This window comes from Burkholderia sp. AU32262 (genome assembly GCF_020419985.1).
Classification (GTDB): domain Bacteria; phylum Pseudomonadota; class Gammaproteobacteria; order Burkholderiales; family Burkholderiaceae; genus Burkholderia; species Burkholderia semiarida.
Window position 1 is genome coordinate 234,764 of record NZ_JAIZRS010000005.1, and the last position, 22,914, is coordinate 257,677.

Sequence of the window (22,914 nt, forward strand, 5' to 3'; positions counted from 1 at the left end):
TTGCGCGGATGTGCCGCACGTAGCTGGTTGCTTGACCGCAGTTCCCGCAGTTTCCGCAGTTCCTTTTGACTCGAGCTTTCCCAAGGAAACCCATCGTGAAGTCTTCCGGATCGGCGCGTACGGCGCGCCGCAATGCTGCCCTGTCCTCCTCCGACGCCTCGACGGACACCGTCGCCACCGCCGCGAACGGCCGTGCGAAAGCGGCAACGAAACCAACGGCAACGAAACCGAAAGACGCGATACGTCGGACAAAACGCACGACGAAAGCCGCCGGCCCCGCGGCCCGCGACGCCGTCGCGCCGAAGGCCGGCACCCGCGCGCGCGACGACAAGGACCGCCCGCTGTTCGAGGACATCCGCTTCCTCGGCCGCCTGCTCGGCGACGTCGTGCGCGAACAGGAAGGCGATACGGTGTTCGACGTCGTCGAGACGATCCGCCAGACCGCGGTCAAGTTCCGCCGCGAGGACGACAGCGAAGCCGCGCAGACGCTCGAGAAGAAGCTGCGCAAGCTGACGCCGGAGCAGACGGTGAGCGTCGTACGCGCGTTCAGCTATTTCTCGCACCTCGCGAACATCGCGGAAGACCGCCACCACAACCGCCGCCGCCGCATCCACGCGCTGGCCGGCTCCGCGCCGCAGCCCGGCACGGTCGCATACGCGCTCGACCAGCTGAAAACCACCGGCAACGCGTCGAAGCGCCTGCTGCAGCGCTTCTTCGACGATGCGCTGATCGTGCCGGTGCTGACCGCGCATCCGACCGAAGTGCAGCGCAAGAGCATCCTCGACGCGCAGCACGACATCGCGCGCCTGCTCGCCGAGCGCGACCAGGAGCTGACCGCGCGCGAGCGCCAGTACAACGAGGCGATGCTGCGCGCGCGCGTGACCGCGCTGTGGCAGACGCGCATGCTGCGCGACGCGCGCCTGACGGTCGGCGACGAGATCGAGAACGCGCTGTCGTACTACCGCGCGACGTTCCTCGACGAATTGCCCGCGCTGTACGGCGACATCGAGGCCGCGCTCGCCGAGCACGGCCTGTCGGCCCGCGTGCCCGCGTTCTTCCAGATGGGCAGCTGGATCGGCGGCGACCGCGACGGCAACCCGAACGTGACCGCCGCGACGCTCGACGAGGCGATCAACCGTCAGGCCGCGGTGATCCTCGAACACTATCTGGAACAGGTGCACAAGCTGGGCGCCGAGCTGTCGGTGTCGAACCTGCTGGTCGGCGCGAACGACGCGGTGAAGGCGCTCGCGGCCGCGTCGCCCGACCAGTCGCCGCACCGCGTCGACGAACCGTATCGCCGCGCGCTGATCGGCATCTATACGCGGCTCGCCGCGAGCGCGCGCGTGCGTCTCGGCGAAGGTACGGTGCCGGTGCGCAGCGCCGGCCGCGGCGCGCCGCCCGTGCGTGCGGTCCCGTATGAAGATTCGGAAGCGTTCGTCGCCGACCTGAAGGTGCTGACCGCATCGCTCGACGAACACCACGGCGCGTCGCTCGCCGCGCCGCGCCTCGCGCCGCTCGTGCGCGCGGCCGAAGTGTTCGGCTTCCATCTCGCGAGCATCGACCTGCGCCAGAGTTCCGACATCCACGAGGCGGTGGTCGCCGAGCTGTTCGCGCGCGCGGGCGTCGAGGCCGACTATGCGGCGCTCGCCGAGGAAGACAAGCTGCGCGTGCTGCTCGCCGCGCTCGCCGATCCGCGCCCGCTGCGCTCGCCGTACATCGAATACTCGGCGCTCGCGCAAAGCGAGCTCGGCGTGTTCGAGAAGGCGCGCGAGGTCCGCGCGCAATTCGGCGCGCGTGCGGTGCGCAACTACATCATTTCGCATACGGAAACCGTCAGCGACCTCGTCGAAGTCCTGCTGCTGCAGAAGGAGACGGGCCTGCTCGAAGGCACGCTCGGCGTGCCGGGCAGCGACGCGAAGAACAGCCTGATGGTGATCCCGCTGTTCGAGACGATCCCCGACCTGCGCGACGCGTCACGCATCATGCGCGACTACTTCGCGCTGCCGGGCATCGACGCGCTGATCGCGCACCAGGGCGCCGAGCAGGAAGTGATGCTCGGCTACTCGGACAGCAACAAGGACGGCGGCTTCCTCACGTCGAACTGGGAGCTGTATCGCGCGGAACTCGCGCTCGTCGACCTGTTCCGCGAGCGCAAGATCACGCTGCGGCTGTTCCACGGGCGCGGCGGTACGGTCGGCCGCGGAGGCGGCCCGACCTACCAGGCGATCCTGTCGCAGCCGCCGGGCACCGTCAACGGCCAGATCCGCCTGACCGAACAGGGCGAGGTGATCGCGAGCAAGTTCTCGAACCCGTCGATCGGCCGGCGCAACCTCGAGACGGTCGTCGCCGCGACGCTCGAGGCGTCGCTGCTGCCGCAGTCGAACGCACCGGCGCAACTGCCCGCGTTCGAGGCCGCGATGCAGACGCTGTCCGATTCGGCGATGGCCGCGTATCGCGCGCTCGTCTATGAAACGCCGGGCTTCACCGATTACTTCTTCGCGTCGACGCCGATCACCGAGATCGCCGAGCTGAATATCGGCAGCCGCCCGGCGTCGCGCAAGCTGCAGGATCCGAAGCAGCGCAAGATCGAGGATCTGCGCGCGATTCCGTGGGGCTTCTCGTGGGGCCAGTGCCGGCTGCTGCTGACCGGCTGGTACGGCTTCGGCAGCGCGGTGAGCGCGTATCTCGACGGCGCCGGGGACGACGCCGAACGCGCGAAACGCGTCACGCTGCTGAAGAAGATGAACAAGACCTGGCCGTTCTTCTCGAACCTGCTGTCGAACATGGACATGGTGCTCGCGAAGACGGATCTCGCGGTCGCGTCGCGCTATGCGCAGCTCGTGCCCGATCGCAAGCTGCGCAAGCACGTGTTCGAGCGGATCGTCGCGGAATGGGAGCGCACGTCGCGGGCGCTCGCTGAAATCACCGGGCACGAAGGCCGCCTCGCGACCAACCCGCTGCTCGCGCGCTCGATCAAGAACCGCTTCCCGTATCTCGATCCGCTGAACCACCTGCAGGTCGAGCTGATCAAGCGTCACCGCGCGGGCGACACGAACGCGCGGCTGCGCCGCGGGATTCACCTGACGATCAACGGGATCGCGGCCGGGCTGCGCAACACCGGCTGATCCGCGGGCGGCGCGGGCGCGGTTTCGCGCCGGCCGGGATAACGAAAGCCGCGATACGCGTTCGTACGTATCGCGGCTTTTTTCATGCGATCGCGAAACGGCGCGGCGCGCGCCGCCCGCTCAGTGCGCGTCGATCAGCAACGCGTCGTGCTCGAACGAACCGTCGGCCTGCACCGCGTAGTAGCCGCGCACCTCGTCCGGCGCATGCGCCCACAGCGCGCGAATGCCGGCGACGCTGTCGGCCGGCGTGCGGATGCGCGCGACCCACGTGTCGAAATCGATCGGCAGCCGCCAGCGGCTGTGCACCCGCGCGTCGAAACCAGCGGCGCGGAACATCGCCAGCCATTCGTCCGCGCGGTAGTCGCGCACGTGCGACGCGTCGCGCAGCACTTCCGCAGCCTGCAGGTACGTATCGAGGAGCGGATGGTCGTTGCCCGCGATGTCGATCATCAGCACGCGGCCGCCCGGCTTCAGCACGCGGCGCACTTCGGCGAGCGCCGCGCGCAGGTCGTGCCAGTGGTGCGCGCTCATCCGGCTCACGACCCAGTCGAACGTCGCGGTGTCGAACGGCAGCCGCTCGGCCGGGCCCTGCTGCGTGCGGATGTTCGCGAGCCCGCGCTCGCGCGCGGCCGCATCGACGGTCGCAAGCATCGGCGCGGCGAGATCGTACGCGACCACCTCGCGCACGTGCGGCGCGACCGCGAAGCTCGCGTGGCCGGCACCGCAACCGAGGTCGAGCACCGCGGCGTCGGGCGTCGCGCGCACCGCGTCGGCGAGCGCCCGCAGGTCGGCGCCCGTCGCATGAACCGTGCTCGTCAGATAGGCGGCGGCCGTCGTGCCGAACGCGTCGGCGACCTGGTCGTGGTGTTTCATCGTTCGCTCCTTTCCTTGATGCCGTCGGCCGAACCCCACGCTTGCGCGCGCGATCCGGCCCCGTGCAACGTATTGTGGGGGACGCCCGCTGCCCTGCCAGCGCGCGAGCCGCTACAATAGGCCTGCATTTGTACCAGTACAAGTTAAGCAGTTATTCTGGTATTCGATCCACCTGTCTGATCGTTCGATCGTTGCCGCGTCTTCGCTTCCACTTCGCCGTTTCCGCATGAACCAGTCGTCCTCCGCCCCCGTCCCGCCGCTCGACGCCACGCCCGCCCGCGCGCTCGGCGAATTCATCCGCGCCCATCGCGAGCGGCTGTCGCCACAGGCCGTCGGCCTGCCGCCCGGCCCGCGCCGCCGCACGCCGGGGCTGCGGCGCGAGGAAGTCGCGCAACTGTGCGGCGTGAGCCCGACCTGGTACACGTGGATCGAACAGGGCCGGCCCGTGTCGGCCTCCGCCGACGCGCTCGCCCGGATCGCCGTCGCGCTGCAGTTGTCGAAGGCCGAACGCGCGTACCTGTTCGAGCTGGCCGCGCAGCGCGACCCGGCCGAGCCCGACGTCGCGGGCGGCGACCTGCCGCCGACGCTCGCCGCGACCGTCGCCGCGATCGCGACGCCCGCCTACGTGCTCGACCGCCAATGGAACGCGCTCGCGTGGAACCCGCCGGCCGCCGCGCTCTTTTCCGGCTGGCTCGATGGCGAGCACGACCGCAACCTGCTGCGCTTCACGTTCATGTCGCCGGCTGCACGCACGCTGATCGTCGACTGGGAAACCCGCGCGCGGCGGCTCGCGGCCGAATTCCGCGCCGACGCGATCCGCCACCTGACCGACGCGCCGACGCGCGCGCTGATCGACGCGCTGACGGCCGGCAGCGACGCGTTCGCGCAGTACTGGGCGTCGCAGGACGTGTTCGAGCGCGAAGGCGGGCGGCGCGAATTCGACCATCCGGCCGACGGCCGCCTCGTGTACCAGCAGATCACGCTGAAACCCGCGCACCGCGAGGACCTGAAGCTCGTCGTGCTGGTGCGCGACTGAGCGCGGCGGTCCCTGCCGCCCGCGGGCGGCCGGCCCGCGAATGTTAGAATCGCGGGATTCCCTCGGCGGCGCACGGCCGCCCAACTCCCCTTCGAAGAATCGCCATGACGTCCCAACTGCACAAAAAGGGCGAGGCCTGGTCGGCCCGCTTCTCGGAACCGATGTCGGAGCTGGTCAAGCGCTACACGTCGTCGGTGTTTTTCGACAAGCGCCTCGCGCTCGTCGACATCGCCGGCTCGCTCGCGCACGCGAACATGCTCGCCGCGCAGAAGATCATCAGCGCCGACGACCTGGCCGCGATCGAACGCGGGATGGCGCAGATCAAGGGCGAGATCGAGCGTGGCGAATTCGAATGGCAGCTCGACCTGGAAGACGTCCACCTGAACATCGAGGCGCGCCTGACCGCGCTGATCGGCGATGCCGGCAAGCGCCTGCATACGGGCCGCTCGCGCAACGACCAGGTCGCGACCGACATCCGCCTGTGGCTGCGCGGCGAGATCGACCGCATCGGCGGCCTGCTGAACGACCTGCGCGGCGCGCTGATCGACCTCGCGGAACAGAACGCCGACACGATCATGCCGGGCTTCACGCACCTGCAGGTCGCGCAGCCGGTCACGTTCGGCCACCACCTGCTCGCGTACGTCGAGATGTTCACGCGCGACGCGGAACGCATGCGCGACTGCCGCACCCGCGTGAACCGCCTGCCGCTCGGCGCGGCCGCGCTCGCCGGCACCAGCTATCCGATCGATCGCCACGCGGTCGCGAAGACGCTCGGCTTCGACGGCATCTGCGCGAACTCGCTCGACGCGGTGTCCGATCGCGACTTCGCGATCGAATTCACGGCGGCGTCGGCGCTCGTGATGACGCACGTGTCGCGTTTCTCCGAAGAGCTCGTGCTGTGGATGAGCCCGCGCGTCGGCTTCATCGACATCGCCGACCGCTTCTGCACCGGCAGCTCGATCATGCCGCAGAAGAAGAACCCCGACGTGCCCGAGCTCGCGCGCGGCAAGACCGGCCGCGTGAACGGCCACCTGATGGCGCTCCTCACGCTGATGAAGGGCCAGCCGCTCGCGTACAACAAGGACAACCAGGAAGACAAGGAACCGCTGTTCGACACGGTCGACACCGTCGCCGACACGCTGCGGATCTTCGCCGAGATGGTCGCCGGCATCACCGTGAAGCCGGATGCGATGCGCGCGGCCGCGCTGCAGGGCTTCTCGACCGCCACCGACCTCGCCGACTACCTGGTCAAGCGCGGCCTGCCGTTCCGCGACGCGCACGAAGCCGTCGCGCACGCGGTGAAGATCTGCGACGATCGCGGCATCGACCTCGCCGATCTGACGCTCGACGAAATGAAGCAGGAACTGCCGAACGTCGCGCACCTGATCGGCGACGACGTGTTCGGCTACCTGACGCTCGAAGGGTCGGTCGCGAGCCGCAACCACCCGGGCGGCACCGCGCCCGACCAGGTGCGTGCAGCCGCCAAGGCTGCCCTCGCCGCGCTGGGCCAGTAACGGCCCGCGGCGTCCGTTTTTCATTCGGGCGGCCATCGTGCCGCTCGTCGCCTTCCCCGCTTCACCGCTTCACGGATGCTCCCGATGACCTTCTCCGCCGCGCTCTTCGACATGGACGGCCTGCTCGTCGACTCCGAGCGGACCATCATGAACACGTGGATCGACGTGTCGAACGCGCACGGCGTCGTGCTGACCGAGATCGATTACCTGCAGATCGTCGGCCGCTCGTTCGCCGAAGGCCAGGTGATCCTCGCGCGCCTGATCGGCGACCCCGACACGTTCGACGCGGTGCGCGTCCGCGTGCGCGAGCAGCTCGCCGCCCCGGAGCCCCATCCGAAGTTTCCGCTGAAGCCGGGCGCGCTTGCGCTGCTCGACACGCTCGCGCAGGCCGGCATTCCGTGCGCGGTCGCGTCGTCGTCCGCGGGCGACGTGATCCGCGCGCGGCTCGACGCGGTCGGCGTGCTGCCGTTCTTCCGCGCGGTCGCGGGCGGCGACGAAGTCGCGCGCGGCAAGCCCGACCCGGCCGTCTACCGGCTCGCGGCCGAACGCCTCGGCGTGCCGGCCCACGCGTGCATCGCGTTCGAGGACAGCGACTTCGGCGCGCTCTCGGCCGCCGGCGCCGGCGCGGCGGTCGTCACCGTGCCCGACCTGAAGGCGCCGACGCCGGAGATCGTCGCGCTGAGCCTGCACGTGCTCGCGTCGCTCGACGACGCGCTCGCGCTCGTGCCGTCGTGGTTCGGGCTGCAGGGCATGTCGCAGCCGGCGTAGGCGATACACCGCGCCATGCAAAACGGGCACCCTCGGGTGCCCGTTTTGTCGTGTCGCCGGCTCGGCAGCGGCGCGGCAGCCGTTACCGATTGCCGGCCGTCTCCGACAGCCGCTTCATCGTCGCGATGCGCGCGCCGATCAGGTCGACGCGCCCGTCCTCGCCGACGAGCGGCGCCGTCGCATCGCGGAACGCCACCCACGCGCGCTGCGCGCGCCCGAGTGTCGTGGCCGAATGCGCGGGCATCTTGCGGCGCAGCTTCTGGTAATAGCGGTTCAGGTCGAACAGCGCATGCTCGCACGCGGCATCCTGCGCACACGGCCGCACGCGGCGCAGCGCCGGCTCGCGGGGCGCGTTCGCCGGCTTGGCGCCACCCTGCGCGCCGCTCGTCGCCGCGACCGGCACGGCAGCGGGCGGCGGCGCATAGCGATCGGCCGCCCCGCGCAGCGCCAGCGCGCGATCGCGCACCGGCTGCAGTTGCAGGTCGGCGCTCGACATCGCATACGCGGTGCCGCGTGTCGTGTCGTATACGGCCTTCAGCAGCAGCACCTCGTCCTTGCGCCACGTGAGCCAGCGGCGCTGGCTGTCCTGCCAGCCGCGCTTCGCGTCGGCCGGCGCATCCTTCAACAGGCGCTGGTACGCGCCGTCCATCACTGCCTGCCACTGCTGCTGCGCCTCGCCCATGCACTGGATCTGCCCGGCCGGCGACGACCGGTCGCGCCGCGCGAGGCATTGCCGCATCGCGACGTCGATCGGGTCGGCCGCCGCGACTTCCGCATGGGCGACACCGGCGCCCGCGAGCCCCGTCAATCCTGCCGCCCAGACGACGAGCGCGGCCAGCGCCGCGCGCATCGTCCGGATTCGTCCATGCGTCGCCATCAGTCGCGCACGCAGTCGACGAAGTACTCGACGCGGCCGTTCACCTCTTCCGCGACGAGGCCGTGGATGTCGGTGTGGAAGCCCGGGAAGCGCTCGTTGAAGTCGCGCGCGAACCGCAGGTAGTTCACGATCGTCTTGTTGAAGCGCTCGCCCGGGATCAGCAGCGGAATGCCCGGCGGGTACGGCGTGAGCAGGATGCTCGTCACGCGGCCTTCGAGCTCGTCGAGCGGCACGCGGTCGATCTTGCGGTGCGCGAGCTTCGCGAACGCGTCCGACGGCTTCATCGCCGGCTCCATGTCCGACAGGTACATCTCGGTCGTCAGGCGCGCGATGTCGTTCGCGCGGTACACGTCGTGGATCTGCGTGCACAGGTCGCGCAGGCCGACGCGCTCGTAGCGCGGATGCTGCGCGACGAATTCCGGCAGCACGCGCCACAGCGGCTGGTTGTTGTCGTAGTCGTCCTTGAACTGCTGCAGCTCGGTCACCATCGAGTTCCAGCGGCCCTTCGTGATGCCGATCGTGAACATGATGAAGAACGAGTACAGGCCGGTCTTCTCGACGATGATCCCGTGCTCGGCCAGGTACTTCGTGACGATCGCGGCCGGAATGCCGGTCTCGCCGAACTCGCCGTCGACGTCGAGCCCCGGCGTGATGATCGTCGCCTTGATCGGGTCGAGCATGTTGAAGCCTTCCGCGAGCGGGCCGAAGCCGTGCCAGTGGTCGTTCGGCTTCAGCATCCAGTCCTCGCGCGAACCGATCCCTTCCTCGGACAGGTTGTCCGGGCCCCACACGCTGAAGAACCAGTCGTCGCCGTATTCGGCGTCGACCTTGCGCATCGCGCGGCGGAAGTCGATCGCCTCGGCGATCGACTCCTCGACGAGCGCGGTGCCGCCCGGCGGCTCCATCATCGCGGCCGCGACGTCGCACGACGCGATGATCGCGTACTGCGGGCTCGTCGACGTGTGCATCAGGTACGCCTCGTTGAAGCGGTGCTTGTCGAACGTGCGGTTCTCCGAATCCTGCACGACGATCTGCGACGCCTGCGAGATGCCCGCGAGCAGCTTGTGCGTCGAGTGCGTCGCGAACACGAGCGCGCCGGTGCGCGGACGACCGTCGCCGATTGCGTGCATGTCGCGGTAGAACGGGTGGAACGTCGCGTGCGGCAGCCACGCTTCGTCGAAGTGCAGCGTGTCGAGCAGGTCGCCGAGCAGGTCCTTGATCATCTCGACGTTGTAGACGACGCCGTCGTACGTGCTCTGCGTGATCGTCAGAATGCGCGGCTTCATGTCCGGGTTCTGGCGCATCGCCTCGCGCGCGAACGGGTTCGCCTCGATCTTCCTGCGGATGTTCTCCGGCTTGAATTCGTCGCGCGGGATCGGCCCGATGATGCCGAAATGGTTGCGCGTCGGCGTGAGGAACACGGGGATCGCGCCCGTCATCGTGATCGCGTGCAGGATCGACTTGTGGCAGTTGCGGTCGACCAGCACGATGTCGCCGGGCGCGACGGTCGCATGCCAGACGATCTTGTTCGACGTCGACGTGCCGTTGGTCACGAAGAACAGGTGGTCGGCGCTGAAGATGCGCGCCGCATTGCGCTCGGACGCCGCGACCGGGCCCGTGTGGTCGAGCAGCTGGCCGAGCTCGTCCACCGCGTTGCAGACGTCCGCGCGCAGCATGTTCTCGCCGAAGAACTGGTGGAACATCTGGCCGAGCGGGTTCTTCAGGAACGCGACGCCGCCCGAGTGACCGGGGCAATGCCACGAGTACGAGCCTTCGTCCGCGTACTTGACGAGCTCCTTGAAGAACGGCGGCGCGAGCGAATCGAGATAGACCTTCGCCTCGCGGATGATGTGGCGCGCGACGAACTCCGGCGTGTCCTCGAACATGTGGATGAAGCCGTGCAGTTCGCGCAGGATGTCGTTCGGCAGATGGCGCGACGTGCGCGTCTCGCCGTACAGGAAGATCGGGATGTCCGCGTTGCGGCGGCGCACTTCGGTGACGAACGCGCGCAGCTCGATGATCGCGGTCGCGAGCTCGGGCAGCTCGCCGTCCGGGCCGGTTTCGCCGAGCATGAGTTCGTCGTCGTCGATCGACAGGATGAAGCACGACGCGCGGCTCGATTGCTGCGCGAACGACGTCAGATCGCCGTAGCTCGTGAGGCCGAGGACTTCCACGCCCTCCTTCTCGATCGCTTCGGCCAACGCCCGGATGCCGGAGCCCGAGATGTTCTCGGAGCGGAAATCTTCGTCGATGATGACGACGGGGAAACGAAACTTCATGGGCGATTCTCCAAAAAGAACGACCGCGGCGCGTCACGCGCAGCGGTCACCCGGAAACTGGTGAGACGTTATGCAACCAGATCAGGTTTTCGGCAGCGTGACACCGCGCTGCCCCTGATACTTGCCGCCGCGATCGGCGTACGACACGTCGCACACCTCGTCGCTTTCGAAGAAGAGCACCTGCGCGACGCCTTCGTTCGCGTAGATCTTCGCGGGCAACGGCGTGGTGTTCGAGAATTCCAGCGTGACGTAGCCTTCCCATTCGGGTTCGAACGGCGTCACGTTGACGATGATCCCGCAGCGCGCGTAGGTCGACTTGCCGAGGCAGACGGTGAGCACGGTGCGCGGGATGCGGAAATATTCGACGGTGCGGGCCAGCGCGAACGAGTTCGGCGGGATGATGCACACGTCGCCCTTGAAATCGACAAACGAACCCTCGTCGAAGTTCTTCGGATCGACGATCGTCGAGTTGATGTTCGTGAAGATCTTGAATTCGTCCGCGCAGCGGATGTCGTAGCCGTAGCTCGACGTGCCGTAGCTGACGATCCGGCGGCCGTCCTCGGACGCGCGGACCTGATCGGGCACGAACGGCTCGATCATCTTGTGCTCTTCGGCCATGCGCCGAATCCATTTGTCGGACTTGATGCTCATGCCAGCCTCCGCCGGGCCGTCCCAAGGGCGTAGCAGGGAATTCGCAGAGCACCGCTCTGCGCCTGCGCAGCCGGCCGGCTTTGCAAAGCCGGCCGTGGGCGGCTGGCCGTCCCGTCGGGGGACAACGAACGAAGTGAGCGTTGGGGTCGTTGCATATTCAGGGCGCCTGGAAACGCTGCGTGACAGTCGGTGGGGGCCTTACCCGCGAAGCGGCGGCCGGGAAAGGCGCACATTTTACGCGATCATCGGGCCACGCACGCGGCGGCCGTCAACGGATCACGCCGCACGCCAGCGCGGGCCCCGCGCCATGCTGCGCGAACGCCGGGTCGCTCGAGTCGCGGTGCACCAGCGCCGCCCGGTTCATCGCGGAGCGCACGCCATCGAGGGCCAGATCGGGCGCGACGATGAAGCCGGCGGCGACGCCGTTCGCATCCGCATGGATGTTGCCGAGATCGCCGGCGACGCGCGCCCCGGCGCGAAGCCGGTCGGCGGCCGGCGCGAACACGGGGCCTGCGCTCGAGCCGTCGCCGGCGTTGCAGTCGCCGCGTTCGTGCACCTGCAGCGCGTGATCGCTGTTCGGCGGCAGGCCGACCAGGTTGTAGGTGACCTGCACGCCGTCCGGGCGCTCGACGAACGTCACCGCGCCGCGCGCCTGCGAGCCGACCGTCGGCTGCAACTGCGCGTCGGCCCGTTTTTCGTGCGACGAGGAAAAGGAGGTACAGCCGGCCAGCAGGCCCAGCGCGGCGGCGGCCAGCAGCGCGCGCCGCGCGCGGCCGGCGCGCACGCCGTGATGTCGTTGTTTCATTCGATCCTCATGCCGGCTGGCGGCCGTTTGACACGGCGGCCGCGCCGGGCGGGTAAAGGGACCCGGGAAAAGTCGCCATGATACCGCGCCTCGCGGCGCCGTAAACAGCGTAAGGCCCCGCCCCGCAAGGGTTTTACGTATTTTGAACAACGATCGACGGGAACTTCGACGTCATGTCGCGCGATCGCTCGGCAATCGCCAGCGCGACCCCGCGCGCGATGTCGCGGTAGCGACGCGCGAGCGCGCCTTCGGGATCGGCCGCGACCGTCGGCGTGCCGCTGTCGGCGCGCTCGCGGATCGCGATGTCGAGCGGCAGGCTGCCGAGCACGTTCACGTCGTAATCCTTCGCCATCCGCTCGGCCCCGCCGGCGCCGAAGATGTGCTCCTCGTGGCCGCAGTTCGAGCAGATGTGGATGCTCATGTTCTCGACGATGCCGAGGATCGGAATCCCGACCTTCTCGAACATCTTCAGTCCCTTCTTCGCGTCGAGCAGCGCGATGTCCTGCGGCGTCGTGACGATCACCGCGCCGGTGACGGGCACGCGCTGCGCGAGCGTGAGCTGGATGTCGCCGGTGCCCGGCGGCATGTCGACGATCAGGTAGTCGAGCTCGCGCCAGTTGGTCTGGCGCAGCAGCTGCTCGAGCGCGGACGTCGCCATCGGGCCGCGCCACACCATCGGGTTGTCTTCCTCGATCAGGAAGCCGATCGAGTTCGCCTGCAAGCCGTGGCCGACGAGCGGGTTCATCGATTGATTGTCGGGCGACTCGGGGCGCTGGCCGTGGATGCCGAGCATCGTCGGCAGCGACGGGCCGTAGATGTCGGCGTCGAGTATGCCGACCGACGCGCCTTCCGCGGCAAGCGCGAGCGCGAGGTTCACGGCCGTCGTGCTCTTGCCGACGCCGCCCTTGCCCGACGCGACCGCGACGATGTTCTTCACATTCGGCAACAACTTCACGCCGCGCTGCACCGTATGCGCGACGATTTCCTGCGACACGGCGACGCGCGCGTCGCGCACGCCCGGCACGCCCTGGAGCGCCGCGGCGACGCGCGCGCGCACGTCGTCGTGCTGGCTGCGCGCGGGATAACCGAGCACCACGTCGAGCGCCACGACGTCGCCGTCGATCGCGACGTTGCGCACGCCCTTGTTCGCCGCATACGGGCGGCCGGTATTGGGGTCGACGACTGCCGCCAGCGCGGCGTCGACTTGTGCCCGGTCAATGCTCATCAAGACTCCGTGAAAACGTTTTTCTCGCGCGCAAACGTCAAAAAATATCAAATTACGCTGCGAAAATCGGGAAAAGTGAAAGAATCTGTTGCACGCCATTGCGCGAACGCGCGACCCGGCGCACTCTTCGCGTGCGGCATGCTATAGGGCCAAATCGGCTATTCACCGCCTATATTGTAGAGGCTGACGCGTCGCCCCGCCCGAACAGCCCCGCTGACGGACAGGGCATGCGAGCGCCTCGGCGGCTGCCGCGAGCGCAGGCCGGCCCTCCTTTTTCGGACGGCCCGCGCAGGGAGCCATAACTGTTGTTTGTCGTCGTTGTCGACTCGTTCAACCAAGAGAGGAATCCAAGATGAACATGAAAATCGCGACTCGCCTGTCCGTCTTCGCACTCGCCGGCGCACTGCTGGCAGGCTGCGCCACGCAGCAAGGCAACAATACGGCCGTCGGCACCGGCACGGGCGCGGCGCTGGGCGCAGGGATCGGCGCACTGGCCGGCGGCGGCAAGGGCGCGGCGATCGGCGCGGGCGTCGGCGCACTGGTTGGCGGCGTGACGGGTTACAACTGGCAAGCGATCAAGAACAAGCTCGCGCCGTCGGCGGCGCAGACGGGCACGCAGGTCACCGAGCAGCCGGACGGCTCGCTGAAGCTGAACGTGCCGAGCTCGGTCACGTTCGCGACGAACCAGTACGCGATCACGCCGGCGTTCACGCCGCTGCTGAACGACCTCGCGACGACGCTGAACCAGAACCCGCAACTGACGGCGTCGATCGTCGGCTACACGGACAGCACGGGCTCGGCGCAGCTGAACCAGACGCTGTCGCAGAACCGTGCGCAAAGCGTCGTGAACGCGCTCGTGCAGCGCGGCGTGAACGGCGGTCGTCTGTCGGCGCAAGGCATGGGGCCGTCGAACCCGATCGCGGACAACGCGACCGAAGCCGGTCGCGCCCAGAACCGCCGCGTCGAGATCTACCTGCGCGCGCCGCAACAGCATCAGTAAGCACGACCACGAGGGGAAACGTGCGGGCGCCTTGCCCGCACAGCCCCGCCCGGCAAGGCTTTGGGCGGGGCCGGTAACAAATCGAAAAAATTTTCGAACTTCTGTCGCAGGCCGTGGTCAGTATTTACGGTACGCGGCTGGTGTTGCCGGCGCGTCACCATTCTCCTCTTGTCGTTGTTGCTCCGGGGCCGTATCCGCCCCGGTTTTTTTTGCCCGCCGAATTCGTGCTGCAGCGCAGCACAACACGACCGGGCACGCCGCACGTGCGGCCTCGTCCCCGCTGCCGCCCCGTCGCGGCGCATGCTCGCCGCGCTGGTCCGCGCCCCTGCTAGAATCGCAGTTTCCCGTCGTTTTTCCCGCTGTTCTTCTCCAGACCCTATGTCCGCATCCGACCTCACTTCCGTGCAGGCTGCGGCGCCGCAAGGCGGCCGCCAGATCCTCGTTACGTCCGCCCTGCCCTATGCCAACGGGCAGATCCACATCGGCCACCTGGTCGAGTACATCCAGACCGACATCTGGGTGCGGACGCTGCGAATGCATGGCCACGAGGTCTACTACATCGGCGCCGACGATACGCACGGCACGCCGATCATGCTGCGCGCGGAGGCGGAAGGCCTGACCCCGAAGCAGCTGATCGACCGCGTGTGGGCCGAGCACAAGCGCGACTTCGACAGCTTCGGCGTGTCGTTCGACAACTTCTACTCGACCGATTCGGACGAGAACCGCGTGCTGAGCGAGAAGATCTATCTCGCGCTGCGGGAAGCCGGCCTGATCGCCGAACGCGAAATCGAGCAGGCCTACGATCCGGTCAAGGAAATGTTCCTGCCGGACCGCTTCATCAAGGGCGAGTGCCCGAAGTGCCACGCGAAGGACCAGTACGGCGACAACTGCGAAGTGTGCGGCTCCACCTACCTGCCGACCGAGCTGCTGAACCCGTATTCGGTCGTGTCGGGCGCGACGCCGGTGCGCAAGACCTCGAAGCACTACTTCTTCCGCCTGTCCGACCCGCGCTGCGAATCGTTCCTGCGCGAATGGGTGAGCGGCCTCGCGCAGCCCGAGGCGACCAACAAGATGCGCGAATGGCTCGGCGACGCCGGCGAAGCCAAGCTCGCCGACTGGGACATCTCGCGTGACGCGCCGTACTTCGGCTTCGAGATCCCGGGCGCGCCCGGCAAGTATTTCTACGTGTGGCTCGACGCGCCGGTCGGCTACTACGCGAGCTTCAAGAACCTGTGCGCGCGCAACGGCGTCGATTTCGATGCGTGGATCCGCCCCGGCTCGAAGGCCGAGCAGTACCACTTCATCGGCAAGGACATCCTGTACTTCCACACGCTGTTCTGGCCCGCGATGCTCGAGTTCTCGGGCCACCGCACGCCGACCAACGTGTTCGCGCACGGCTTCCTGACGGTCGACGGCGCGAAGATGTCGAAGTCGCGCGGCACGTTCATCACCGCGCAGAGCTACATCGACACGGGCCTGAACCCCGAGTGGCTGCGCTACTACTTTGCCGCGAAGCTGAACGCGACGATGGAAGACATCGACCTGAACCTCGACGACTTCCAGGCGCGCGTGAACAGCGATCTCGTCGGCAAGTACGTGAACATCGCGAGCCGCGCGGCCGGCTTCCTGATCAAGCGTTTCGACGGCCGCGTGCAGGACAGCGCGATGAACCATCCGCTCGTCGCGAAGCTGCGCGATGCCATTGCGCAGATCGCCGCGAGCTACGAAGCACGCGAATACGGCCGCGCGCTGCGCCACACGATGGAGCTCGCGGACGAAGTGAACGCGTACGTCGACGGCGCGAAGCCGTGGGATCTCGCGAAGGATCCGGCCAACGCGGTCGCGCTGCACGAAACCTGCAGCGTGAGCCTCGAGGCGTTCCGCCTGCTGTCGCTCGCGCTGAAGCCGGTGATACCGCGCGTCGCCGAAGCGGTCGAAGCGTTCTTCGGGATCGCGCCGCTCGCGTGGGCCGATGCCGCGAAGCCGCTGTCGTCGGCGCAGCCGATCAAGGCGTACCAGCACCTGATGACGCGCGTCGATGCGAAGCAGATCGAAGCGCTGCTGGCCGCGAACCGCGATTCGCTGCAGGCCGCGGCAACGGGTGCGGCCGCCGCGAGCGCGAACGCCGCGAAGGACGCGAAGAACAACGCCAAGGCGAACGCGAAGCCGGCCGCCGTGAACGGCGCCGACGACGCGCCGATCTCGATCGACGATTTCGCGAAGATCGACCTGCGCATCGCGAAGATCGTCGCGTGCCAGGCCGTCGAAGGCTCGGACAAGCTGCTGCAGCTCACGCTCGACGTCGGCGAGGAAAAGACCCGCAACGTGTTCTCGGGCATCAAGTCCGCGTACCAGCCCGAGCAGCTCGTCGGCAAGCTGACGGTGATGGTGGCGAACCTCGCGCCGCGCAAGATGAAGTTCGGCCTGTCCGAGGGGATGGTGCTCGCCGCGTCGGCCACCGACGAGAAGGCGGAACCGGGCCTCTACATCCTCGAGCCGCACAGCGGCGCGAAGCCGGGCATGCGCGTGAAGTAAGCGCAACGCGCTGCTGCCGGCGCAAAAAAGCCCCGCACGATGCGAATCGTGCGGGGCTTTTTTATCGTCGCCCGGTACGCCTTGCCCGCCCTCACCGCTGCCCGAACCACCGATCGAAGCGCCGCGTGTAGTTCAGGTCGACACCCTGGAACGTGCCGCCGTACGCCGACACCGACCAGAAGCGCGTCAGGTTGATCGTCGCCTTGAACGCGTTGCTCGCCGATTGCAGCCCCTGCTCGAAGCCGAGCACGAAGCGCTCGTTGATCGCCTTCGACACCAGCACGACCTGCGGATCGGTCAGGCCGACTTCGCTGCGGCCGACCGACACCTCGTCGAGACCGAAAGTCTGTGCGACACGCTTGCCGGTCACGCTGCCGAGCAGCCCGAGCGCCGCCGTCATCGCGCCCTGCTGGCCGACGTTGTTGCCCTGGTCGGTACCGTGCCCGAACAGCAGCCACGACAGCTTTTCGTTGTCGGTGACGTTCGGCTCCGATACGAGCTTGACCGTCGGCGACTGGATCGTGCCGACCACCTGCACGCCGGCCTCGACCTCCTGGTTGCGCCGCATCGCGAGAATGTTCACGCCCGGGTTCGACACCGGGCCGTTGAACGTGAAGAAGCCGTTCTCGATCGCGAGCTTGCGGCCGAACGTCGTGTACGTCGAGCCTTCGGTCACGCGCACGTTGCCGACCGCGCGCAGCGGCACGCCCGGCGCGCTCATCACGGTGATCGTGCCGCGCAGCCCGAGATCCGCGCCGTGGCCCTTGAAGCGGAAGTTGTTGCCGAGGCCGACGTCGATGTTCGCGCGCGGCGCCAGCGACGGCGCCGGCTTGTTGTCGACCGGCTTCGGCTTCGCGGCCGCGGTGCCGGTCGGCGTCTCGCCGCGCACCGTGCCGTCCGGCTGCACGATCACGACGTCGTCGGACAGGTGCGGCGCCGATTGCTCGGGCAGGTCGAACAGCGCGCGATCGACCATGAACTTGCCGTCGATCGACAGCGCGCCGCGCGGCCCGTCGTTCGCGACGGTGGCCTTGCCCGACAGCGACAGCTTGCGGTCGGGCGCCGCGAACAGTTCGAGCTTGTCCGCGACGATGCTCGCGGTCAGGTCCGGCGCCTCGCCGTCGAGGCGCACGCGGCCGAGCGCGCGCAGCGTGCCGTCGCCGCCGTGGAACTCGACCTGCTGGAATTCGACGAGGTTGTCCGACAGCTTCACGCGCACGATGCCGTCCTTCAACTGCACGCCCTGATCGATCAGCGTCGCGGACAGCTCGTCGCCGGTCAGCGTCCCCGACAGGTTCGGCTTCACCGGCGTGCCAGAGACGGTCAATTTCAGCGCCGCGCGCCCGCCGAGCAGGTAGCTCGGCCCGAACAGGTTGCCGGTCGTCTTCAGCGCCGGGATGTCGGCGTCGATGCGGCCCGACAGCGGGCCGTCGTCGACGATGCCGAACACGCCGTCGCGCAGCGCGAACGGCACCGCGACGTTCGCGTCGAGCGTGCCGATCCGGCTCGCCTTCGCGAGCGCCGTCACGTTGAGCCGGTTGCCGGGCGCGAAGCTCGCGCGTGCGGACAGGTCGGTCAGGCCGAGCGACGCGATGCCGCGCCCGGTCTCGATCGTCACGTCGCCGCCGCGGCGCTTCACCTGCACGTAGCCCGTCGCGTTCGCGCCGAGCGAGAAATCCCAGTCGGCATCGAGCACGACGTCGGTCCGCACCGGCGGCCGCTGGCTGGTCAGCGCCTGGCGCACCTCGAGGAAACGCGCGACCGACGCGCCCGTCACGGCGCCCGCCGAGCGCATCTGGCCGTGATCGAACACGAACGATTTCAGGTCGATCGCCGCGCCTTCGAGCGTGAGCCGCGTCGCGCCGAGCGTCACGCGCCCGGCGCCGGCCGATATCGTCAGCGGCGCCTGCAGCGCGAGCGCCGGCGTGCCGCGATTCGCGAGACGCGTGACGGTGCCGTCCCAGCGCATGCCGTCGCGGGTCTCGACCACACCGCCGTTCGCCGCGAGCGTCAGGTCGATCACGCGGCCGCCGGCCGCCCCGAGCGCCGATGCGTCGAGCGTGTGCTTCGCGCGCGTGCCGTCGAGGTTCGCGCGCAACGACTTCAACTGGAACGACCCGAGCGCGATGTCGGCCGCGTCGGCCGTGAACACGAGGGCGCCGTGCGCGCCGTCGCGGATGTCCGCGCGGCCCTGCGCGGTGCCGATCCGGTTCGAGCCGACGACGACGTGCTCGGCCTTGTAGGTGGCCGTCACGTTCGGATGCGCGAAGCTGCCGGTCAGGTCGCCCTGCGCCTGCACGAGCCCTTCGACGCCGAAGCCGAGCCGGTCGAGCTGCGGCGCGTCGACGACGAAGCGCAGCCGGTCGCCGGGTGCGCCGAAGCTGCCGCGCAGGTCGACGTGGTTGCCGGCGATCGACAGGTTCGCGTTGCTCGGCAGGATCCGCGAGCCGGCGAGCTGCACGACGCCGGCGCCCGTCAGCGGCACGCCGTCGTACAGGCTGTCGGCGAGCTTGAAGGTCGCCTTCGTCGACACTTGCGGCGCGAACCCGCCCGATGCGGTCAGCGTGCCCGACACGCGCGTCTCGCCGCGCCTGGCCGGCGCCTTGGCGGCCTTCGCCGGCGCCTTGCCGCCGCCCGCCTTCGGCGCGCTCGCCGCGGCGAGCAGCAGCGGATCGAACGCGGTCAGCGTCGCCTTCGCGTCATAGGTCGAATGCGCGTCGTGGCGGAACACGCCCGTCAGGTCGATGCGCCCCTTGCCGGCCGTCACGCGCGTGTCGGTCAGCACGGTCTGCTGCCGCGTCAGCGCGACCTTGGCGCGCGCGCCGAGCGCGAGCTTCGGGTCGTTCAGGTTGAAATCGACGGTCGTCACGTCGCCCGCGAGCGTCACGCCAAGCGGGCCGCCGAGGCGCATCGGCCGCAGCTCGGCGACGAACGCGTTCAGGTCGAGGTTCGCGACCTTCAGGTCGAAGCGGCCCTTGCCGCCCGCGAGCGTACCGCCGCCGGTCACGCTGCCGTCGCGGATCAGCTTCAGCGCGAGGCCGTCGATGCGCTGCGCGTGCGCGTCGAGATGCACGGTCGCGTGCGCGTCGATCACCGGCAGCAGATGGTCGCCGAGCGTGCCCGGCTTCGCGTTGACGATCGACACCGGGCCCGTCACCGCGAAGCCCTTCGCGGGCGCGGAGCCCGCCGGCGCGCTCACCGGCGCGAGTTCCGCGCGCACCGCGAGATCGGCCGCGGGCGCGCCGGGCGACAGCGCCTGCGGGTTCACGTGGTCGAACGCGAGCGACGCACGCGTGAGCGGCACCGGGCCGAACGGCGCGGCCTCGACGTGCGCGCGCCCGTTCAGCTTCATCCCGCTCGCGTCGACGTCGGCGACGAGCGCCTCGAGCGAGCCCGACACACGGGCCCGCGCGTCGACCGGTTCGTCGGACAGCTTGCCGGCGTAGGTGGCCTCGCCCGTCAGCGCGAACGGCTTCACGCCGTCGAGCTTCGCGCGCGCGGTCAGCGCGCCGTACGGCGTATCGACGCCGTCGAGCACGAGTTCATGGTGACGGCCGTCGCTGCGGCCGTTCAGCGCGAGATGGTCGAGCTGCGTCGTCGAGCCGCCGTCGTGAATGGCGAGGCGATCGACGCGCAGGTCGTCGATCCGCACCTGCAGCGGCAGGCTCAGGTTCTGCGGCGTCGTACTCGGCGTCGACGGCCCCGGCGCGATCCGCACGTCGATCGTGCCGGCGCGCAGATACGCGATGGACAGCCGCCACGGCGCGCGCGTCAGCGCCCAGCGACCGTCGAGCCGGTCGATGCGAACCTCGGTGCCGGTGCCGTCGGGGCTCGTCCACGCGAACCCGCGCAAGCGCACGCCGGTCGCGAGCGAGCCGCCGTCGAGCGTGCCCGCGAGCCGCGTGCCGAGCACCTTGCCGGCCGCCTGCCACGCGAGCCGCGTGCCGCGCTCCGTCGTCACCGCCCCCACCACGAGCCCCGCCGCCAGCACGACGAGCAGCACGAGCGACACGAGCGTCCACGCGAAAACACGCCACGCGCGGCCGCGCCGCGGCGCGCGCGGCGGCCGCGGCGGCGTATCGGGCGCGCCGTCCGGCGAATCCGGATCGTGAGGCGGCGGCGTGTCGTTCGGGTCCTTCGTCATGCGGTTCGTCGTGCGGGTCGTCGTGAACAGGGCGACAGGTTCAGAAAGCGATGCCGAGTGTCAGGTACGGGCGCACGCTATGGTTGCGCAAGCCGTACGCGACGTCGACGTTGATCGGGCCGACCGGGCTGCGCCAGCGCGCACCGACGCCCACGCCCGGATAAAACACACGCTCGCCCCACGCATCGGTCGCGGTGCCGATGTCGAAGAACGTCGCGGCGCCCCAGTCGCGGTTGAACCAGTGCTGGTATTCGGCCGTACCCGTCATCAGGTACTTGGTCGGCAAAACGGAGCCGGCGACGCTGTTACCGATACTCTGGTAACCGTAGCCGCGCACCGAATTCGAGCCGCCCGCGCGGAACAGCAGCGACGCCGGCACGCCCGACGAGCTGCCGCTCGTAAACACGCCACCGAGCTCCGCGCGGAACACGAACAGGTCGCGCTTGCCGATCGGCAGATACTGCTGCCCGCGCGCGTAGCCGCGAATGAAGGTTTCGTCGGCCAGCACGTGCTTGACCGCGAAGCCGGCCTCCGCGTGAATGAGGTTGCCCGAGCGCGGGAACAGCGGATCGTCGACGTTGCGGCGGGTCCACGCCCACTGCGGCACCAGCGCGCGGCTCGTGGTCGGCCCCGCGCCGTTCTGGTCGAGCCGGTCCTGGTAGTACATCAGCGAATACGCATAGTCGATGAACTGGCCGGTGCGCGTACGCTGCACGCCGACCCGCGCGCTGTAGATGCGCGTATCCGACACGTTGGTGTTCGTGTACGACGCGAGCACGCTGTTGGTCCAGCCCCGCTCGCCCGGTGGCATCGACAGCTGGACCTGCCCGTACTGCTGAATCTGGTCGACCCGGCCCGACACGGTCAGCGGCCATGCGGCGCCGAACGTGTCGAGATACGTATAGGAGCCTTGCACGTGCGGCCCGGTATCGGTGGCAAAGCCAACGCCGCCGCGAATGTTGTTGTACGGGAATTCGCTGACCTTCACGTGCACGGGCGTGCGCTCGGGCTTCGACGTATCGTCGCCGACGTCGATCGCGACGCTCGCGTAGTACGGCGTGTTCTGCAGTTGCCGCTGCAATTCGGCGATCCGCCGCACGTCGTAGATCTCGCCTTCCGACAGCGGATTGACGTTCGTGACGATCCTTTCCGGATAACGGCGCACGCCGTCGACGTCGACCTTGCCGATCGTAAACGTCGGGCCGCTGTCGAACGCGACCGCGAGCGTCGCGCGCTGCGTGCGCGGATCGATGCGCGCCTCGGACGACGCGATCTTCGCGCCGAGATAGCGGCGCGACTGCAGTTGCCGGAGCGCCGCGCTCTTCGCGTCGTCCCAGTCGGACTGCGTGAACGGGTCGCCAGGCTTCATCGAGAACGCGAAGCGCGTGGCCGTTTCCTGCTTCGGATCCTCGGTTTCGACAGGGCCCTTGAACGTCAGGTCGACCGTCGACACGACGGTCTGCTTGCCCGGATCGACCGCGATGCGCACGTCGCGCTTGCCGTCGCGGGTGCGCACGTCGGTGCGCACGATCGGCGAGAAATAGCCGGCCGTCGCGGCCAGGTCGCGCACCTGCTGCGGCGTGGCGGTCACGAGGAAGTCGAACTGGTCGTCGCTGATGTCGTCGCGCTTCGCGAAGCGGGCGATATCGAGATGCGTCTTCAGGAGCTTGCGGATCGAGCGCGGCGCGTCGATGTCGACGTCGTACTTCGCATGGGCCGGCAGCGCGAAGCACGCGGCCAGGCAGCCCGCGAGGGCCGCCCGCGCGACGCGGGCCGCGGCGCCCGCGTGATCGCGCGCCGCGCGCGGGCCTGCATCATGCGCCGTGTGTGCTCGATGGTTCGACTGCCCCGCCAAATATGACCTCGCCGTGCTGGTTTGTTACGGTTTCGTGGAAAACCCTGTATTTGACCACAGGGCGCGGGCGTCACAGCCAAACGATTGTGAAAGAATGCCGGCCCCGGGCACGGCCGCCGCACGATCCCCGTCGGCACCGGCCCGCCGATTCGACGCGCGATTGGCGCCGGCTGTTCCCCGCGATGCGGTAAAATCCCGCCATCGTGAATCCGGCGCATCGTGCGCCG

Annotated in this window: 14 protein-coding genes; 6 read left to right on the plus strand and 8 right to left on the minus strand. The window is 68.9% G+C overall.

The genetic code is table 11. The features are described from left to right. Positions 1-95: 95 nt before the first annotated feature. A complete protein-coding gene (ppc, locus tag LGN10_RS08065) occupies positions 96-3,125 on the plus strand; it encodes a phosphoenolpyruvate carboxylase (RefSeq protein ID WP_226222666.1) in 3,030 nt (1,009 codons plus the stop codon). A 120-nt stretch (positions 3,126-3,245) separates the two neighbouring features. On the opposite strand, the gene LGN10_RS08070 is transcribed toward ppc, so the two are convergent. Continuing rightward, complete coding sequence (locus LGN10_RS08070) at positions 3,246-3,998, minus strand: class I SAM-dependent methyltransferase (protein ID WP_060311923.1); 753 nt, start codon at positions 3,996-3,998, stop codon at positions 3,246-3,248. Positions 3,999-4,224: 226 nt separating this feature from the next. Between LGN10_RS08070 and LGN10_RS08075 the strand changes: the two genes are divergently transcribed. From LGN10_RS08075 to LGN10_RS08085, 3 genes are all read left to right on the plus strand, one after another. Continuing rightward, entirely contained in the window at positions 4,225-5,034 is an 810-nt protein-coding gene (locus LGN10_RS08075) for a helix-turn-helix transcriptional regulator (RefSeq protein ID WP_124659000.1), read from the plus strand. A 104-nt stretch (positions 5,035-5,138) separates the two neighbouring features. Beyond that, on the plus strand, positions 5,139-6,548 hold the full coding sequence (gene argH / locus LGN10_RS08080; RefSeq protein WP_226222668.1) for an argininosuccinate lyase: 1,410 nt from the start codon (positions 5,139-5,141) through the stop codon (positions 6,546-6,548). 84 nt (positions 6,549-6,632) lie between these two features. Continuing rightward, complete coding sequence (locus tag LGN10_RS08085) at positions 6,633-7,316, plus strand: HAD family hydrolase (RefSeq protein ID WP_226222670.1); 684 nt, start codon at positions 6,633-6,635, stop codon at positions 7,314-7,316. Positions 7,317-7,398: 82 nt separating this feature from the next. Here the strand turns inward: LGN10_RS08085 and LGN10_RS08090 are convergent, their stop codons facing one another. The 5 genes from LGN10_RS08090 to apbC form a co-directional block, all read right to left on the minus strand. Further along, complete coding sequence (locus tag LGN10_RS08090) at positions 7,399-8,193, minus strand: lysozyme inhibitor LprI family protein (protein ID WP_226222672.1); 795 nt, start codon at positions 8,191-8,193, stop codon at positions 7,399-7,401. Beyond that, positions 8,193-10,472 (minus strand): arginine/lysine/ornithine decarboxylase, encoded by a 2,280-nt coding sequence (locus tag LGN10_RS08095; protein ID WP_059576678.1) that lies wholly within the window; start codon positions 10,470-10,472, stop codon positions 8,193-8,195. Before LGN10_RS08095 ends, LGN10_RS08090 begins: the two co-directional genes overlap by 1 nt. 81 nt (positions 10,473-10,553) lie before the next feature. Next, complete coding sequence (dcd, locus tag LGN10_RS08100; RefSeq protein WP_006398615.1) at positions 10,554-11,123, minus strand: dCTP deaminase; 570 nt, start codon at positions 11,121-11,123, stop codon at positions 10,554-10,556. Between the two features lie 268 nt (positions 11,124-11,391). Beyond that, complete coding sequence (gene sodC / locus LGN10_RS08105; RefSeq protein WP_059576681.1) at positions 11,392-11,928, minus strand: superoxide dismutase [Cu-Zn]; 537 nt, start codon at positions 11,926-11,928, stop codon at positions 11,392-11,394. Between the two features lie 133 nt (positions 11,929-12,061). Further along, the gene (apbC, locus tag LGN10_RS08110) at positions 12,062-13,153 is read right to left on the minus strand and encodes an iron-sulfur cluster carrier protein ApbC (RefSeq protein ID WP_059646323.1); all 1,092 of its coding nucleotides are present in this window, start codon (positions 13,151-13,153) and stop codon (positions 12,062-12,064) included. 352 nt (positions 13,154-13,505) lie between these two features. Between apbC and LGN10_RS08115 the strand changes: the two genes are divergently transcribed. After that, the gene (locus LGN10_RS08115) at positions 13,506-14,153 is read left to right on the plus strand and encodes an OmpA family protein (protein ID WP_059576687.1); all 648 of its coding nucleotides are present in this window, start codon (positions 13,506-13,508) and stop codon (positions 14,151-14,153) included. A gap of 378 nt (positions 14,154-14,531) precedes the next feature. Then, the gene (gene metG / locus LGN10_RS08120) at positions 14,532-16,688 is read left to right on the plus strand and encodes a methionine--tRNA ligase (protein ID WP_226222675.1); all 2,157 of its coding nucleotides are present in this window, start codon (positions 14,532-14,534) and stop codon (positions 16,686-16,688) included. A 91-nt stretch (positions 16,689-16,779) separates the two neighbouring features. On the opposite strand, the gene LGN10_RS08125 is transcribed toward metG, so the two are convergent. Beyond that, on the minus strand, positions 16,780-20,832 hold the full coding sequence (locus tag LGN10_RS08125; RefSeq protein ID WP_226222677.1) for a translocation/assembly module TamB domain-containing protein: 4,053 nt from the start codon (positions 20,830-20,832) through the stop codon (positions 16,780-16,782). Between the two features lie 40 nt (positions 20,833-20,872). Next, on the minus strand, positions 20,873-22,687 hold the full coding sequence (locus tag LGN10_RS08130; protein WP_060966785.1) for an autotransporter assembly complex protein TamA: 1,815 nt from the start codon (positions 22,685-22,687) through the stop codon (positions 20,873-20,875). Between the last annotated feature and the right edge of the window lie 227 nt (positions 22,688-22,914).